The sequence below is a fragment of the Mycobacterium sp. NGS33 genome (genome assembly GCF_059812885.1).
The window spans coordinates 29,460-46,840 of the sequence record NZ_JCALDN010000006.1; the positions used below are offsets into that span (position 1 = coordinate 29,460).

General features: G+C 65.4%; 17 protein-coding genes. 9 read left to right on the forward strand and 8 right to left on the reverse strand.

All coding sequences use genetic code 11. The annotated features are described in order from the left end of the window. Positions 1-74 precede the first annotated feature (74 nt). The 7 genes from AC5Y5B_RS13165 (at position 75) to AC5Y5B_RS13195 (ending at position 6,183) form a co-directional block, all read left to right on the forward strand. Positions 75-464, forward strand: a complete 390-nt coding sequence (locus AC5Y5B_RS13165) for a DUF1801 domain-containing protein (RefSeq protein WP_500005540.1) — start codon at positions 75-77, stop codon at positions 462-464. Between the two features lie 79 nt (positions 465-543). Continuing rightward, a complete protein-coding gene (locus tag AC5Y5B_RS13170) occupies positions 544-1,773 on the forward strand; it encodes an acyl-CoA dehydrogenase family protein (RefSeq protein ID WP_500005541.1) in 1,230 nt (409 codons plus the stop codon). A gap of 14 nt (positions 1,774-1,787) precedes the next feature. Beyond that, a complete protein-coding gene (locus AC5Y5B_RS13175) occupies positions 1,788-2,654 on the forward strand; it encodes a hypothetical protein (RefSeq protein WP_500005542.1) in 867 nt (288 codons plus the stop codon). Positions 2,655-2,764: 110 nt separating this feature from the next. Beyond that, positions 2,765-3,133 (forward strand): SpoIIAA family protein, encoded by a 369-nt coding sequence (locus AC5Y5B_RS13180; protein ID WP_112631336.1) that lies wholly within the window; start codon positions 2,765-2,767, stop codon positions 3,131-3,133. A 222-nt stretch (positions 3,134-3,355) separates the two neighbouring features. Beyond that, complete coding sequence (locus AC5Y5B_RS13185; protein ID WP_500005543.1) at positions 3,356-4,240, forward strand: universal stress protein; 885 nt, start codon at positions 3,356-3,358, stop codon at positions 4,238-4,240. A 112-nt stretch (positions 4,241-4,352) separates the two neighbouring features. After that, on the forward strand, positions 4,353-5,276 hold the full coding sequence (locus AC5Y5B_RS13190; protein ID WP_112631544.1) for a TIGR03564 family F420-dependent LLM class oxidoreductase: 924 nt from the start codon (positions 4,353-4,355) through the stop codon (positions 5,274-5,276). 124 nt (positions 5,277-5,400) lie between these two features. Beyond that, on the forward strand, positions 5,401-6,183 hold the full coding sequence (locus tag AC5Y5B_RS13195) for an SDR family oxidoreductase (RefSeq protein WP_500005544.1): 783 nt from the start codon (positions 5,401-5,403) through the stop codon (positions 6,181-6,183). On the opposite strand, the gene AC5Y5B_RS13200 is transcribed toward AC5Y5B_RS13195, so the two are convergent. The 8 genes from AC5Y5B_RS13200 to AC5Y5B_RS13235 form a co-directional block, all read right to left on the reverse strand. Further along, positions 6,176-9,076: an MMPL/RND family transporter gene (locus AC5Y5B_RS13200; protein ID WP_500005545.1), complete on the reverse strand. Its 2,901-nt coding sequence runs from the start codon at positions 9,074-9,076 to the stop codon at positions 6,176-6,178. The genes AC5Y5B_RS13195 and AC5Y5B_RS13200 overlap by 8 nt on opposite strands. Continuing rightward, complete coding sequence (locus AC5Y5B_RS13205) at positions 9,073-9,507, reverse strand: MmpS family transport accessory protein (RefSeq protein WP_500005546.1); 435 nt, start codon at positions 9,505-9,507, stop codon at positions 9,073-9,075. The genes AC5Y5B_RS13200 and AC5Y5B_RS13205 overlap by 4 nt, the downstream gene beginning before the upstream one ends. 302 nt (positions 9,508-9,809) lie before the next feature. Next, the gene (locus AC5Y5B_RS13210; protein WP_500005547.1) at positions 9,810-10,418 is read right to left on the reverse strand and encodes a TetR family transcriptional regulator; all 609 of its coding nucleotides are present in this window, start codon (positions 10,416-10,418) and stop codon (positions 9,810-9,812) included. 201 nt (positions 10,419-10,619) lie between these two features. After that, positions 10,620-11,546, reverse strand: coding sequence for an alpha/beta hydrolase (locus AC5Y5B_RS13215; RefSeq protein ID WP_500005548.1), 927 nt, complete (start codon positions 11,544-11,546; stop codon positions 10,620-10,622). 98 nt (positions 11,547-11,644) lie between these two features. After that, positions 11,645-12,148, reverse strand: coding sequence for a hotdog fold domain-containing protein (locus AC5Y5B_RS13220; RefSeq protein ID WP_044485780.1), 504 nt, complete (start codon positions 12,146-12,148; stop codon positions 11,645-11,647). Further along, positions 12,145-12,819: an enoyl-CoA hydratase-related protein gene (locus AC5Y5B_RS13225; RefSeq protein WP_500005549.1), complete on the reverse strand. Its 675-nt coding sequence runs from the start codon at positions 12,817-12,819 to the stop codon at positions 12,145-12,147. The genes AC5Y5B_RS13220 and AC5Y5B_RS13225 overlap by 4 nt, the downstream gene beginning before the upstream one ends. Before the next feature lie 40 nt (positions 12,820-12,859). After that, a complete protein-coding gene (locus AC5Y5B_RS13230) occupies positions 12,860-13,477 on the reverse strand; it encodes a TetR/AcrR family transcriptional regulator (protein WP_500005550.1) in 618 nt (205 codons plus the stop codon). A 55-nt stretch (positions 13,478-13,532) separates the two neighbouring features. Next, on the reverse strand, positions 13,533-15,137 hold the full coding sequence (locus AC5Y5B_RS13235; protein ID WP_500005551.1) for a PPE family protein: 1,605 nt from the start codon (positions 15,135-15,137) through the stop codon (positions 13,533-13,535). Positions 15,138-15,479: 342 nt separating this feature from the next. On the opposite strand from AC5Y5B_RS13235, the gene AC5Y5B_RS13240 reads away from it, so the two are divergent. After that, on the forward strand, positions 15,480-16,484 hold the full coding sequence (locus tag AC5Y5B_RS13240; protein ID WP_500005552.1) for a CobW family GTP-binding protein: 1,005 nt from the start codon (positions 15,480-15,482) through the stop codon (positions 16,482-16,484). A 26-nt stretch (positions 16,485-16,510) separates the two neighbouring features. After that, positions 16,511-17,338 (forward strand): acyl-CoA thioesterase, encoded by an 828-nt coding sequence (locus AC5Y5B_RS13245; RefSeq protein WP_500005553.1) that lies wholly within the window; start codon positions 16,511-16,513, stop codon positions 17,336-17,338. Positions 17,339-17,381: the final 43 nt, after the last annotated feature.

Sequence of the window (17,381 nt, forward strand, 5' to 3'; positions counted from 1 at the left end):
TCGGGTGTGCCGGGCGCACGTCATCGGTTGAGGTACGGTCCGGCGAGCGACAACCTCATCGAAAGTGGGCCACGATGGCGAACGCCAAGGACGACGCCGCAGCCGCATCTCCCGCCGCGCTGATCGACGCCAGGATCAAGGAATTGGGAGACTGGCGCGGCGAGATGCTCGCGCGCATCAGGAAACTGATCAAGGCGGCCGACCCGCAGGTGGTCGAGGAGTGGAAGTGGCGGGACGTTCCGGTCTGGTATCACGACGGGATGATCTGCACCGGCGAGACGTACAAGAACGTCGTCAAGGTGACGTTCGCCAAGGGCGCGTCGCTGCCAGATCCCGCAGGCCTGTTCAATTCCAGCCTCGACGGCAACACCAGACGCGCAATCGATTTCCACGAGGGCGACAAGATCGACGAGAAGGCGTTGACGGCGCTCATTCGCGCCGCGGTGCAGCTGAACGGGGCGTAGGCGCCAATCTGTACAGCCGCGTGGCGGTTGCTGTACAGTCGCCCAGCACAAGGTCGACGCTCGAATGAGAGGCCATCCGGTGACGTCGGAATCGGTCGAGGAGTTTCGGAGCCGGGCCAGGGCCTGGCTCGCCGCGAACATGCCCCGACTCGATCCGGCCAAGGCGGCGCTGCTGGAGCGAGATGAGCTCCCCTCGTGGCACCGGGCGCGGGAACTGCAAAAGCTGCTGTGGGACGGCGGATTCGCCGGAATCTGTTTCCCCCGCGAGTATGGCGGGCTCGGGCTGAGCTACGAATACAAAAAGGCATTCGACGCCGAGTCCCAAGCCTACGAGACTCCGCTGTTGCTCAACGTCCCGTCCTTCGCGATCTGCTGCGCCACGATTCTCGATATGGGCAGCGAGGAACAAAAGCGCCGGCACATTGCGGCCGCGCTGCGCGGCGACGAGGTGCTGGTACAGCTGCTGTCCGAGCCCAGCGGGGGATCCGACCTGGCGGGGGTCATCACCCGCGCCGAGCGCCGCGACGGACGATGGATCATCAACGGCGCCAAGACCTGGAGCACGTGGGCCTTCGCCGCCGACTACGGCCTGTGCCTGGCGCGGACCAACTGGGATGTCCCCAAACACGACGGCCTGACGATGTTCCTGGTGCCGCTGCAGCATCCCGGCGTCACCATCAACCGCATCCAGCAGGTCAACGGCTCCATCGAATTCTGCGAGGAGTTCTTCGACGACGTCGACGTGGGCGACGACGCTGTCGTCGGAGAACCGGGCAAAGGGTGGGACGTCGCGTCGCGGCAGCTCTATCACGAGCGGCGCACGATGGGTGATGGCTCGGAGTACACCAGCGGACCGGGAATCGCCGAGGCCCACGACGTCTCCGTCGACCTGGTGTCCCTGATCGAAAAGACGAATCAGGCCGGCAATCAACGACTTCAGGAGATGGTCGGCCGGGCGCTGGTGCATCGCGCCGTGCATGGCCAACTCAGCGAGCACGTCTTTCACGCCGTGGCCAGCGGGTCCCTGCCGCCGGCCGCGGGATCGATCATCCGGCTGTACATGGCCGAGGTGCATGACGTCGAGACCGATACCGCCTTGGCCGTGGCCGGCCCGGCGGCCGTGGTCGACGACGACGGCGGGTTGCTCGATATCGGGACGCGCTATCTGGGGCGTCAGACCGCCAGCATCGGCGGCGGCACCACCGAGATGGCGCGCAACGTGATCGGCGAGCGGGTGCTGAACTTCCCGCGCGAGCGCGCCGACGACCGCGGCGTGCCCTTCAACCAGGTGCGGCGCGGTAAAAGCTAAGGAGGCGAACGGAATTGGGCGGTCAACTGCGTGACATCCGAGAGTTGATGGGTGATTCCGACGCCTACCGCGAGGAACTGTACCGGCGTTGGACGGGACTGTTGAGCTACCGTTACATCGGTCGCAAGCACTCCTCGATGAATCTGGGCGAGACCGATGACACCGTCGCCATCCGCCGCGACATGCGCAACGACGCGGGCGGAATCATGGTGGCGCCGTTGGCCATTTCCTCCCCGGAGGGCTGCCAGACAGACATGGTCGCGGTGCCCAATCCGGTGATCGCGTCGGTACAGATCGTCGATCCCGGATACGACGTCAACCGGATCGAGATCGTCGGATCGGGCATCGTGCACCAGGGCCGCACCATGGGCTACGGCCGCTGCACCATCGTCGATGCCGACAACCCCAGCCGGGTCATCGCCTTCAACGAGGGGCAGGGCGCGATCATCGGCATCCCGCCGGAAGGCCTGGACCGGATGGACGTTTCGGGCACCGAGCTGGTGATCGAGGACTCCGCCGACCTACCGCCGCTGTGGCAGGCCTTCGGTGCCAGCCGGCGCGACGACGGCCACTGGGTACTTCCCGAGCTGAGCACCGAACTCGCGTCACCGGATGCCGCGCTCCACATCGGACCCCAGCACGTCGTTCTCGAGACCGCGGCGATCGACCTCGCCGCGGCGGTCGCGGGAACGAGGAAGCTGCAGGTGGTCAGTTGGCACGTCATGTTTATGTCGCGCGGCAAGGTGGGTCCCTTCCGGGTGGCGGGCACCGCCCACCCGGGCGGTTCCGGTCGCGTCGGCGTGCGCATGCTGCTGCACGACGAGGGTAACGGTGACAAGGCGGTCACCTCCGCCGCGGCGATCTTCGACATCGTCGGCTGAGCCGGCCCTGGACGGCCCGCGGCCACATGGCAAGCGCCCTAGGGACTTACGGCACTAGGCAGCCTACGCCGTCGCGTACATGCTAAAGAGCGTGCGGAAAGGAGCAATCGATGATCGAGGTGCTGCCGAACATGCCGGACGGCGTGACCGGAATCCGCGTGTCGGGCCGGCTGCGCGGCGATGAACTGCGCGAGATCAGGCCCGTCCTCGAGGAGACGGTGAAGACCGGTGAGGTCAGGATCGTCGAGGTCATCGCGTCCGATTACGAGGGCTTCGGTCCCGGTGGCTTGGTCGAGGATCTCAAGCTGGGGTTGGGTACCGTCTTGACCCATCATTCGGCCTTCAAGCGAATCGCGGTCGTATCGGACAAGGAATGGGTCGCCCACACCGTGCACGCGCTCGCCTGGATGGTCCCCGGCGAGCTCGCGGTGTTCGGGCTCGACGACCTGGAGCGCGCGAAGGACTGGGCGGCCGGCTGAAGTCCGCGATCTCAAGGCCGGCTCCGTTGCGGCCTGACGGCAGTGCGCGCTGAAAGACTGGCGTATCGAACCGATTTGGCGACTTCTGGCCTCGCCGGCAATCCGGTTCGGCCCAGGAGTCGGTTGCGCGTCGAAGGTCTCTGGTCCACCCGGTTGGGGACGAAAGGCTCATGACCGGGCCTAGTTTGGGCAATAGCGTGGTGGATGAACTAGGAGATCGACATGACTGCATCCACAAAGCGCCATGGCGCCGTCGTCGGAGTCGACGGATCGCCGGCGTCGAATTTCGCTGTGTGCTGGGCGGCGCGTGACGCGGCGATGCGCAATATTCCGTTGACCCTGGTCCACATGGTCAACGCCACGACGGTCTGGCCGCAGGTGCCTATGGCGTCCGAAGCGCTGGCGTGGCAGGAGGACGATGGCCGCCGGCTGCTGCAAGAGGCGGTCAAGATCGCCGAAGACGCCACTAGGACAAGCCGGAACATCGACATCGCAAGCGAACTGTGGCACGGGCCCCCGACGCCGACGCTGTCCAGGATGTCGGAAGAGGCAATCATGGTCGTGGTCGGATCCTATGGGCGCGGGGCGATTGGTCGGGGAGTACTCGGTTCGGTCAGTTCCGGCATCGTGCGGCGCGCCAGCTGTCCGGTTGCCGTCATCCACGACGAAGACCCCTTGATGCCGTACCCCGCGCAGGCGCCCGTCCTGGTTGGCATCGATGGCTCGCCGGCCTCCGAACTCGCCACGACCATCGCCTTCGACGAAGCGTCCCGGCGAGGAGTCGAGCTCAAGGCGGTTCATGCGTGGAGCGACACGGGAATTCTCGGGCTTCCCGGAGTGGACTGGTCGGCAGTGAAGGCGGAAGCGGAACGGAGTCTGTCCGAACGGCTGGCGGGCTGGCGGGAACGCTACCCCGACGTCACCGTGCACCGAATCGTCGTGGGCGACCGGCCGGCTCGGCAGCTGATCGAACAGTCAGAGACCGCACAGCTGACCGTCGTGGGCAGCCACGGCCGCGGTTGTCTGACCGGTGTACTGCTGGGCTCGGTGAGCAATGCCGTCGTGCACTCCATTCGCATGCCGGTGATCGTGGCCCGGCCGTCCTGAGGTTGGTTCGTTCGGCGACACCCGGCGATGGGGATTGGCGCAAGACCTGGCCGTAGAGTTGAACGACGGCAACCTTCCCGCCGCCGAAGCCGACGCAGAGGAGCGTGTGGTCATGCAGGTCAGTATGTTCGGGCAACTCAGCGGAACGGGCAGCGAATCGCCGATCGACGCGACCATCGCCAACCTCGCGATGCTTCGCGATGAAGGCTTCAAACGCCTGTGGATGAGCCAATTACCTTACGAGCCGGACCTTCTCACCATCCTGGCCATCGCCCTGCGCGAGGTCGACACGATCGAGGTGGCCAGCGGTGTGGTGCCGATCCAAAATCAGCATCCGATGCAGATGGCGCAGCGCGCGCTGACGGTAAGCCTTGCCTCGGGCGGCCGGTTCACGCTCGGGCTCGGCATGACTCACCAGGCGGTCACCGAGGGCATGTGGGGCATCCCGTGGGACAAGCCGGTGCGCAGGCTGAACGAATTTCTCGACGGGCTACTGCCCCTGCTGGCCGGTGAACGCGCCGACGCGACGGGGGAGACGGTGACCACGCGCGGCGCGCTGATGATTTCGGGTGCGCCCAGGCCCGACGTCTACATCGCGGCGCTGGGTCCCCAAATGCTCAAACTCGCGGGCCGGCGGACCTCGGGTACGTGCACCTGGATGACCGGACCCACGACGCTGGCCGAGCACGTCGGCCCAACGCTGCGCCAGGCGGCCGCTGATGCCGGGCGCGAGGGCGAGGTGCGTGTCGCGGCGTCGTTGCCCGTCTGCGTCACCGACGACGTCGACGCCGCCCGCAAGCACGCGGCCGAACAATTCGCCATCTATGGCCAGCTGCCGTCGTATCGCGCGATGCTCGACCGCGAGGGCTATGCGGGCCCGGAGGATGCCGCCATCATCGGCGACGAGGACACGGTCCGCGGCCGGCTCGACGAACTGAGTGCCGCGGGCGTCGACGAATACGTCGCCGCGGCGTTCGATCCGTCGCCGGAGGGCCGGGCTCGCACGCGGGCGCTGCTGCGGGCGTACGACTCCTGACCGGCAGGGTGCTTCCGGCCTAGTCCCGGTGTGTCCGCGCCGTTTTGGCAACGGCTATGTATGGCCATACATAGCCTCCGGTACGTATGGTGCATAGACGAACCCATACGACAGGAGAAGCGCGGTGGCAGAACGGTTGGCGGGAAAGGTCGCCCTGATCAGTGGCGGCGCCCGGGGCATGGGCGCATCGCACGTGCGGTCGCTGGTCGCCGAGGGGGCCAAGGTCGTCTTCGGTGACATCCTCGACGACGAGGGCATGGCGGTCGCGTCCGAGGTCGGTGACGCCGCCCGCTACCTGCACCTCGACGTCACCAAGCCCGAGGATTGGGACGCGGCGGTGGCCACGGCGCTGAGCGAGTTCGGTCGCATCGACGTGCTGGTCAACAACGCCGGCATCATCAACATCGGCACCCTGGAGGATTACGCGCTCTCGGAGTGGCAGCGCACCCTCGACATCAACCTGACGGGCGTGTTTCTCGGCATCCGCGCCGTGGTCAAACCCATGAAGGAAGCGGGCCGGGGATCGATCATCAACATCTCCTCGATCGAAGGCATGGCCGGCACCATCGCCTGCCACGGTTACACCGCAACCAAATTCGCCGTGCGGGGACTGACGAAGTCGGCCGCCCTGGAGTTGGGTCCGAGCGGAATCCGGGTCAACTCAATCCATCCCGGGCTCATCAAGACCCCGATGACCGACTGGGTTCCCGACGACATCTTCCAGACCGCGCTGGGCCGGGCCGCCCAGCCCGTGGAGGTCTCCAACCTGGTGGTCTACCTGGCCAGCGACGAGTCCAGCTACTCCACCGGCGCGGAGTTCGTGGTGGACGGCGGCACGACCGCCGGCCTCGGACACAAGGACTTCTCCAACGTCGAGACCGACGCCCAGCCGGACTGGGTTACCTAGCGGCGGTTGCCAGTTCGTCGTCCTTGGCCGGCTTGGGCCACGGCGAGGGAACCGGGCGTTGGCGCACCCGTTGCGGCCACCAGAACCACTTGCCCAGCAGCGCGGCGATCGACGGTGTCATCAACGACCGCACGATCAAGGTGTCGAACAGCAGACCCAGTCCGATCGTGGTACCGACCTGGCCGATGACCGTCAGCTCGCTGACCGCCATGGTCATCATCGTGAAGGCGAACACCAGTCCCGCCGATGTCACCACCGAGCCGGTGCCGCCCATCGACCGGATGATGCCGGTGTTCAGCCCGGCGTGGATCTCCTCTTTGAACCGCGCCACCAGTAGCAGGTTGTAGTCGGCACCGACGGCCAGCAGGATGATGACCGACATCGCGAGCACCATCCAGTGCAACTCGATGCCGATCAGGTGCTGCCAGATCAGGACCGAGAGCCCGAAGGACGCGCCCAGCGACAGCAAGACGGTTCCCACGATCACCGCCGACGCCACCACGCCTCGGGTGATGATCAGCATGATGATGAAAATCAGGCACAGTGACGAGATCCCGGCGATCAACAGGTCGTAGGTGTTGCCGTCGCTGAGGTCCTTGTAGATCGACGCGGTCCCCGCGAGATAGATCTTCGAACCCTCCAGCGGCGTGCCTTTCAGCGCTTCGTAGGCGGCCTTCTTGATCAACGGGATGTGCGAAATGCCCTCCTGTGACATCGGATCGCCGTCATGGCTGATGATGAACCGCACGGCGTGCCCGTCGGGGGAGATGAAGTTCTTCATGCCCTTCTTGAACTCGGCGTTGTTGAACGTCTCCGGCGGCAGGTAGAACGAGTCGTCGTTCTTGGAGGCGTCGAAGGCCTTGCCCATGGCGTTGGAGTTCTTCTGGGCCTCGTTCTGCTGATCCTGCAGACCCTTCTGGGTCGAATACATGGTCAGCATCGTCGTTTTCATGGCCTTCATGTTTTCGATCATCGACGGCATCAGCGCCACCATCTGCGGCATCAGCGTGTCGAGATGATCCATGATCGGCAACAGGCTCTCGATGTCGTCGGTCATCGTGTCGATGCCGTCCAGCCCGTCGAAGACCGAGCGTAGCGACCAGCACACCGGGATGTCGTAGCAGTGCTTTTCCCAGTAGAGGTAGCTGCGGATCGGGCGGAAGAAATCCTCGAAATCCGCCATGTGATCGCGCAATTCGTTGATGTCGATGGTCATGTCATGCATCTTCTTGACCATCTGATGCATGTCATTGGTCATTTGCGCCGTGATGCTCTGCATCTTCTGCATGCTCTCGATGGTCGTCTGCATCATGTCGGCCTGATGCAGCATGTCGGCCATCTGATCTTCCTGGTACTTCTGGTTCATCTGCTGGGTGACGCCCTGCATGCTGATCTGGAAGGGGATCGAGGTGTGCTCGATCGGCGTGCCCTGCGGGCGGGTGATGGCTTGCACGCGGCCGATTCCCGGCACCCGGAAGACGGTCTTGGCGATCTTGTCGATCACCAAGAAGTCCGCGGAGTTGCGCAGATCGTGATCGCTTTCGATCATCAACACTTCCGGGTTCATTCGCGCCTGCGAGAAGTGTCGGTCCGCGGCCGCGTAACCCTCGTTCGCGGGCAGATCGGCGGGCAGGTAATTGCGGTCGTTGTAGTTGGTGCGATAGCCCGGCAGGGTCAGCAAGCCCACCAGCGCGACGCCAATCGTCACCACCAGGATCGGGCCGGGCCAGCGGACGACGAGCGCGCCGATCTTGCGCCACCCGCGAATCCGTTGTGTGCGTCTGGGTTCGAGGGTCTTGCCGAAACGCGTGGCCACCGCAATGACGGCCGCACCGAGCGTCAACGCCGCCGCGACCACCACCACCATGCCGATGGCCAGCGGAATACCCAGCGTCTGGAAATACGGCAGGTTGGTGAAGTGCAGGCAGAATGTCGCGCCGGCGATCGTTAAACCCGAACCGAGCACCACGTGGGCGGTGCCCTTGTACATGGTGTAGTACGCCTCTTCGCGGGTCTCACCGATGGCGCGGGCTTCCTGATATCGGCCTATCAGGAAGATCGCGTAGTCGGTGGCGGCCGCGATTCCCAACGTGACCAACAGGTTGGTGGCGAACGTCGAGAGCCCAATGAGGTTGAAGTAGCCGAGGAAAGCCACCATGCCGCGCGCGGCCGACAGCTCGAGCACCACCATCACCAGCGTCAGCAGCACCGTGATGACCGACCGATAGACCAGCAGCAGCATGCCGATGATCACGGTGAAGGTGGCCAATGTGATGAGCTGCAGGCTGCGGTCGCCTGCCTCGTGTTGGTCCGCCGAGAGGGCCGCGGGGCCGGTGACGTAGGCCTTGACCCCCTTGGGCGGCTGCACGCTCTTCACGATGTTCTGGACGGATTCCACCGACTCGTTGGCCAGCGCCTCGCCCTGGTTACCGGCCAGGTAGACCTGGACGTAGGCGGCCTTACCGTCGTTGCTCTGCGCGCCCGCTCCGGTCAGCGGATCGCTCCACATATCCTGAACGTGCTCAACGTGTTTGGTGTCGGCGTCGAGCTTCCGCACCATCTGGTCGTAGTAGGCGTGCGCGTCGGCGCCGAGAGGATTCTGGCCCTCCAGGACGATCATCACCGAGCTGTTGGATTTGTACTCGTTGAAGATCGCGCCCATCCGCTTGGTCGCGACCACCGATTGCGCATCGTCGGGCGCCATGGACACCGAACGCATCTTGCCGACCTCGTCCAGCTGGGGGACGGCGACGTTGAGCACCGCGATGAGCGCGATCCAGCCGATGATGATCGGCACGGCCAACGTCCGGATGATCCGGGGAATTTTATCGTGCACGGGTTCTTTGACGACGGGGATGGCGTCGGTGCGGGTGTCGTCGATCGTTGTGCTCATGCGGATTTCACCAAGCAGAAGGTCAGGGCGTGCACGCCGTGGGTGATGTTCTCGGCCTTGACTTCGTCATCGATGGTGATGCGGCAGCCAAGCGAATTGCCGTCGCTTTGCGCGGACAGGTTCGGGAAGACCGAGGGGGCGGTGGTGCTCAGGACCAGCGTCCACGGCAGCGGTGCGCCATCGACGCGTTTCGGGTCGGCGGACAGGTCCAAGTAGTTGACGTTGGCCTGGCTGGCCGAGCCGAAGACCTCGTATTTAACGACCTTGGGCTTGAACGGCTTCGAGTCATCGAGCCGCGGGCTGGTCATGATGCCGGTGTCGTGGGCGCCGAAAAACGATTTGACCCGAACGACCGCGAAGCCGCCGACCACCACGACCGCCACGATCAACAGCGGCAACCAGGCGTTGCGCACAAGTCTCGAAATCTGCACCTAGGTGATCCCTTCCCCGCCACGCGGTCGTGACGCGGATCAGCGTTTGCGCGACCAGAGGTAGTGGGCAGGTGAGTGCCCACCAGTCGCATTGCTTAACAACGAAGTTCGTCGAGTCCTACGGTTCGCGCGCGCTGGAGCGTCAAGCGCGGTGAATGCTGCCCACCCACACCGGCTGACGTCCCCGGCGTCGATACCCGGCTCGCCTTGTTGCTGAAGCCTCCCCGCGTACCGCCACCAGCGCATAGTACATGATGTGCATATCTTGCAGTGCATGCAACATTTGCTATTGGTGTTTCAGGTCACTTTGTGAAGATGCTGTTCACCAGCGCCGCGGCACGCTCAACATAGGGCATCGGCGTGTCGGCGGTTTCATTTGCCTCGCCGCTGGCCCACCGCTCGATGCCGGACCGTACCGCTGTCAGCGCCAGCGCCGAGATCAGCGCCGCCATCTCGTCGTCGGGTTGCATTGCCTGGCGACGGACGATGATGTCGGTCAACTGATTCTGAAATCGCTCCAAGTCGGCGAGGAATGCCGCCAACACGGCGGGGGAGGTCTTGGCGAGTTCCAGCATGTGGGCCGCGTGTTCGCGGCGCGGCGGCACGTCGCGCAGGTGGTGGGCGGCCAGGGTGATCAGCTCCGCCAGCACCACCGAGTAGGGGGCCGGACCTGCGGCGACGAACTCCTCCACCAGCTCGGGAGGTATGTCCGAGGGGCCGTAGGCGAGCGCGGATTCCTTGTTGGGGAAGTAGTTGAAGAAGGTGCGCGTGGCGATTCCGGCTTCGGCGCAGATCTCGTCAACGGTGACCTTCTCGAAGCCGCGTTCCAGCGTGAGGCGCACCGCGGCGTCGCGGATGTCGGCGCTCGTCTGGCGGCGACGGCGCTCGCGTAGCCCTACGGGATTGCCCATACCCATATAGTTGCACGTTATGCACACTTTGCAGTCAAAAGGTGCCGCGTTCGGGGTCGGCGGCCTCGCCCTGTCAAGTCCGGCAGCAAAGTGTGGTCGACCGAGCTCATTGACCGAAGCGACGTGCGGCGGGGCGCAGTATCACAGCATAAGGCGTTGCTGCGCTAGGTAATTCGAGCATGAGGCGCTCAATGGCGACGGTCATCCGCTGGGCGCAAATGCGCCCCGCAGATAATCGCACTGGCTCTCGAAGAACCTCGTCGATATCGGTGCCTTCTCCGCGAGCTGATCGAACGCATGAAACGCGCCCGGGACAATCTCCTCGTGCACCGGCACGCCCGCCTCGCGCAGGCGCCGGGCGTATTCCACGCTCTCCTGATAGAAGAGATCCAAGGTTCCGACTCCGATCCAGGCGGGCGGTAAGCCCGACAAATCCGTCCGGCGCGCCGGTGCCGCTTCTTCGGGATCGGCGCCGTTGAGGTACCACTGCCAGGCCAGTTGATTGTCGGATTCGGTCCACATGATTCGCCGGGGGCCGTCGCGCTTGGCGCCGGTGCGATCGTCAAGCATCGGATAGACCAGCATTTGGAAGGCGATGCGGACGTCGTTGCGGTCAAGCGCCCGCTGCGCGACCGCGGCGGCGAAATGCCCGCCCGCGCTTGCGCCGCCGATGGCGACCCGATCCGGGTCGACCCACGGTTGGCGGGCTAGCCACAGCAGCGCTGCGTAACAGTCTTCGACCGGTATGGGGTAGGGGTGTTCGGGAGCCAACCGGTGTTCGACCGCCGCAATCGCGAACCCGGTGCGCGCAGACAGCTTGCGCAGATACTTATCGTCCTGGGCCGCGTGCCCCATGATGGTGCCGCCGCCGTGGATCCACAGCAGCGCGGGTGCGCGGTCGGGAAGGCCGGCCGGGCGATGCAGGCGGACAGTGACGTGCTCGTTGACGGCGGCCACGGGCACGGCGCGAAGGCGTCCCGCGTTGCCCATCAGGTTCATGACTGCGCGCTGAAACCTCAGACCGCGGTGCAGGGCGTAACCGCGCGGCACGAACCGCGCCACCTTGCGTAAGCCGGGATCCAGAACCTGCGGGGACGTGAAGGCGTTGTCGGGGAGCCTCTTTGCCATCGAAAGCCCCTGTTCCCTCGCGCCGGCAGACATCGCTGACCATACAGGAACGGCCTTGGTGTCCAAGGCGGAAATGCGAACGGGGGTTGGACGGCGGATCAGCTGGGCCGGGACGGCCGCGGTGAGATGTGCATGGTGATTTCCGCGCGCACCGCCAGGGTTCCGTCGGCCATGCTGACCTGCACAGGTACGACCAGCGTGGTGGGCTCATCGCCGAACTCCGGCATGGAATCCACCGATGCGGTGGCGTGCATGTCGGTGTCCGCCTTGGCCAGGTACTCGACGGTCATTCCCACCGGGATCCAGCGGTGGGATTTCGGCAGGGTGGCCTCGGTCATCATGCCGGCGGCCAATTCGGCAAGATTGCATGACGCGATCGCGTGATAGGTACCCAGGTGGTTGTGACTGCCTCGGCGGTTCGGTGCACGCACTTCGCAGCGCCTCGGCCGCAACACCGTGATGGTGGGGTGCACGCTGGCGAAGTATGGCGCCTTCAAACACACTGCCCAGCTGAATATCTTGTTGCCGAAAGGCAAGCGCTGCAGCCTGTTCCAGATTCCGAGGATGGCACCGGGTGCGGTGACGGGGTTCCCTCCGGTCATGATGTCGCTCCGTCCTCGTCATCGACCAGGGCGCGCACCACGTGATCGAACATCGTCTGTTTGACCGCGCCCAGCGTGCCCGGATCCTTGCCGTGCAGCGGTCGCAGCATGTCGACGGCGGTGTCGGTGACCGCACGCTCGGGGCAGGCGGCGTCGACGATGCCGAATTCTTCTGCCTCGGCACCACTGAAGCGTCGGCCGGTGGTCATGGAGGCGACGGCGGCGCGGGGCGTGAGCTTGGCTTGGATGAGCGCGGCCATGCCGGGGTTGAACGGGATGCGGATGTCCACCTCGGGAAAACAGAAGTAGCCGCGGTCGGCGCGCATCACGCGAAAGTCGTGCGCGACGGCCAGCATCGCGCCGGCGCCGAACGCGTGACCCACCACCGCGGCCGCGGTGGGTAGGGGCAGGGTCAGCATCCGTGCCAGCAGTCGGTGCACCCGGCCGATGTACCACTGCCCCTGATCGGTATGAGCGCCCAGCCATTCCAGATCCAGGCCGTTGGAGTAGAACTTTCCGCCGGCGGTGGTGACCAGCCCCTGCGCGCCGTCGGAGACGGCTTGGTTGAGCGCATCATCGATGTCGTCCAGAAACGCAGGGGAGAAACGGTTCTCGTCCTCACCCAGCCGGATGATCGCGATCTTGTCAGCGTATTCCAGTCTCACTGTCATGTACTTCCTCCTGAGTCAGGTTGGTAAATAGAAAGATTCGTCAGCCACGGCGCTGTCGTGGTGCCGGTCCCACCGCCAGCACGGCGCGCACGGCCGCGTGCAGCTGCGCGCGTGCGGTGGGGCTCCCGAGCCGGTTGCGGCGCAGCAGCAGCGCGGTGGGCAGGTCGACGACACAGCTCGTTATCGTGTCCACCGCCGCCGCGTCCTTGCGGTCCCAGACCGCGATGGCAAGCCGCACCATCAGCGCGACGAGAAGTTGGTCCAGACGCCGCAGCTCGTCGGCGACATCTGCGGGCACGTCATCGGCGAGCACCTCCTCGCGGCGCACGCGCAGCACCAGCGTCGACGAACCGGGATACCGCTCGGTGAACACCACGGCCGCGTCGGCGGCGGCCACCATGGCCTCGACGGGGCCGCTGCCGGCAATTGCTTCGTCGGCCAACGAGGTCTGCACCGCCAAAAAGCGCTGACCCGCCCGCAGCCAAGCCTGGCCCATCAGGCCGGCCCGCGATGTAAACGTGTGGTACACGGCGCCGTTGGACATACCCACCGCCGCGCTGATCGCGCGGATGGTCACCGCGGTTGGGCCCGATCGAGCCACCAGGTCCTCGACGGCATCGAGGACCACATCGCGATCGTGGACACGTGGGCGTGGCATGCGGCCACTATAACAGAGCAACTGCTCTGTTATGCTCGCCCGGCCACCGCCGGGCTCACCTGTGCCAATTGCTGGGCATCATCGGGACGGTCGTCGTGCCGCCGAATTCGCCGGTTAACCTACTCAGCCCCGCCGCACGCTGCACTGTGTCCGTCCCGGTGGCAGTGCGTCCCAGCGGTGCAGTGCCCTGGCCGGATGCCGTCGAGCAACGGGCCTGTCCGGCAGCCGCCGACGGGGTGTTCGGATCCGGTTCGGCATCCAGGTCAAGGAATTCGTAGCGATAACCGCGGTCAATGCGCTCAGGCGCGCTTCGCCGACGTCGGCGAGTCTCCTGCTTGGCCGCGGCCGGTGTCGCAGCGGCCGACGCGGCGGTTGCGGCGGCCGCTGCGGGCTGCCGCGATTTATCGCCGAGTTTCGACTCGACCGCCCCGCTGAGTACACCAACTAAGTACGGCGAAACGAAGTCCTGCGCGGAGATGGCACTGTCTGGCCCTAGGAGCGACGGCGGCGGAGTCGGCGGGCCGCTTGCGGCGGTCACTGTTCCCGGCGCCGGCGTCGCGACATGCAGCGGCGCCGAACTCGTGGCGGGTGCGGCGCTGACGGCAGGGGTCGGAAGTGCCTCGGGGATGGGAATTATGGTTGGCGGCGCCGGAATTGGCGTAACAGCGGGCGCCGGCACCGTTGCGGCCAGGCCTGCCAAGCCCGCCAAGCCGCCGGCCGCTCCCGCGGGAACAGCCAGAACCGGGGCGGCCAACCCCAGGGTGTAAATCGGGTTGCTCAGAAAAAAGCTCAGCAAGCCCACCGGGTTGAAGAGAAGGAGATTGATGAACACGAGCGTTCGATGAATCACGAATTGGAGCGCGAGCATCACGATCGTCTCGAGCAGTTGCGAGGGGTTGTGCGCATACATCGGGATCAGGGTTTCCACGCGTGAGAGGAACATCGACAAACTGGGATGCATCGACCAGCCCTCGGGGGAGAACGGGTTGAACGGAAAGAGCGCTTCAAGCCACTCCTGGAGGTTTTGTGGCAATGAGGTCCCCATGATGTAGGGATTCCCGCCCATGCTTGATCCGCCGCTCATGCCGGACCCGGAATTCATTGCGCCGGAACTCATGTCGGCATTCATGATCTGCGGTGCCGCCACCGCCTGCGGGCTGGCGGCGACGGTCGTCGTCGAGACGGCCTGATAAGTAGTCATGGTGGTGGCGGCTTGCACCCACATGCGCGAGTAGTCGGCCTCGTTGATTGCGATCGGAATGGTGTTGACCCCGAAGAAGTTTGTCGATACCAACACCGCGTGAAGTGCGTGGTTGGCGGCCAATTCACCCAGGGTCGGCATCGCGGCAAGCGCAGTCGTATATGCGATTGCGATGGTCTCTTGCGCGGTCGACATGGCGGCGCTGTCGGCGCCGGCCTGCATCAACCATGCGAGGTAAGGCTCGTGCGCGCTCGCATATTCCGACGCGGTCGGCCCTTCCCAGACGCCGGCTTGGACGTCACCGAGCAGGATTGTGAGTTCGGCGGCCGCTGAGGTGTATTCGGCGCTCAACGAATCCCAGGCGCTTGCGGTGGCCAGCAGCGGCCCGGGCCCGGGTCCGCTGGAAAGCAGAGCTGAGTGGATCTCCGGCGGAAACGCCATCCACATCGGCGCGGTCATCGCCGGCCCGTCCGGTCCGGCCGTCGCGCCCACGTCTCATCAAGGAGGGGAACCACCACCGCCTGCTCCTTTCGCCCGGAGCGCACCTGCCACCCAGAAGCTGCACGATCAAACGCGGACACAAGGCCGAGCTGTGAGCCGCAAGCAGTGAGTCTAAGGTCAGAACTAGCCGCAAATACGGACAAAATGCTGCCAATATTCTGTAAATGCGGACAGATCTTCGTATGCCATTGTCCGCGATGCCGCCTGATCCCGTGAATGGGGAGAGCCGTACCGCGTCCACATGCACTGCGCACGCCCGTTAGCATCGGGTGTCCGGGTGTCGATGTGGAGGGCGAGCGCTTGGCTGCGATACCCGTCATCGCGCTCACCGGTCATCTCGGAGCCGGTAAGACGACGCTGCTCAACCACCTGCTACGGCACCCTGGCGCCCGGATCGGCGTGGTGGTCAACGACTTCGGCGATATCAATATCGACGCCGGTCTGGTGGCGGGCCAGGTCGACGAGCCGGCCTCCATCGCCGGAGGATGCATCTGTTGCCTGCCCGACGACGGCGGGCTCGATGAGGCGCTGATCAAGCTCGCCGACCCGGCCCGGGGCCTCGATGCCATCGTCGTCGAGGCCAGCGGGCTGGCCGACCCGGTGGCGATCGCCCGGATCATCGGGTTCAGTGAGATCCGCGGCGTGCGTGCGGGCGGACTCGTCGACGTTGTGGACGCCGTGAACCATTTCGACACCGTGGATTGCGGCACACTGCCGCCGGTGCGCTACGGTGCGGCCTCGCTGATTGTGGTCAACAAGCTCGACCGAATTCCCGAGGATGAGCGGTCGGCGGTGGTGCAACGCGTCACACAACGTGCGGCGCAACGCAATCCGCGTGTACATGTCGTGGGCACTTCGGCCGGCCGGATAGATCCGGAGCTGCTCTTCGACCCGTCCGCGCCCGGCCAGGCCGGGCAGCTGTCGTTTCTGGATTTGGAGCCCGAGCACGACCATGACCACGTCCATGCCGACGCCGTCACGGCCTGCAGCACGGGCTGCGTCGACCCCGATGCCCTGTTCGATCTTCTCGAAGATCCGCCGCCGCAGGTGTTCAGGATGAAAGGCGTTGTGGCGGTGCGCCAGCGCGCGACCGTCCGCGACTACGTCGTCAACCTGGTGGGCGGTGCGATCGATATCGACAAGGCGCCACCGGGGGCCGCGGCCAATTGTCTGGTGGCGATCGGGATGCATCTCGACATCGACGGCGTCCGTGGGCGACTCGACAAGGCGCTGCGGCCGTCGTCCGGGCCGGCGTCGGCGCAGGCTTTACGGCGGCTGCAGAGGTACCGGCGACTCGGCGCGTGAGAAGCGATCCGGCAAGATACGTGGCGATGTCATCTTCGCTGGGCGACGTGCTCGCCACCTTGGAGCTCGAGAGGGTAGACCAGTGGGTCTTCGTCGGGCAGCAACTACCCGCACCCGCCAACCATATTCTCGGCGGCCATATCTCCGCCCAGGCTTTGTTGGCGGCAAGCCCCACCGCGCCGGGCCGCACTCCGCACAGCGTCCACACGTACTTCCTGCGGCCCGGCGATTCGCGCCGGCCGGTGGACTTCGAGGTCGTCGACCTCCAGGAAGGCCGGACGTTTTCGGCGCGACGGGTCACCGCGCGCCAGGACGGCAAGATCCTGATGGAAGCGATGTCGTCGTTCAAAGTCGCCGATTCCGCGCCCACGCGGGTCGCCTACCAACCACCCATGCCGGCGGCTGCCAGCCCGGAGTCCCTGCCATGGGTTGCGCCGCATTTGGCGGAGTCCGACGAGAGCGCGCCGGGGCGGTGGTCGAGCCTGCGCTGGTTCGAGCGCCGGATCATCGACTCGGAGGTCACGCCACCCGCTCGGGCGCCGATGTGGTGGCGACCCGATGGCGAGGTTCCTGATGATGCGCCGCTGACCGCCAGCCTGGTGGCCTATCTGTCGGCGGTGACGTTGACCGAGCCGGCGCATGCGGCACGCGGCGGGGTCGGGGCATCTGCTCAGCGTGATCATTCGGTGTGGTTCCACGCGCCGGCCGCGCTGTCGGACTGGCTTCTCTACGATCGGTCGTCACCGAGCAGCGCCGGGTCCCTGGCGCTGGCGAGTGGGACGATGTTCAACCGCAACGGCGAATTGGTGTGCACGGTAAAGCAGGAGATGTACTTTCCGCCGCACACCACATGACAGGGGGTCGTCAAAAGCGCTGCTCTGCAAGGGTATTCGTCAC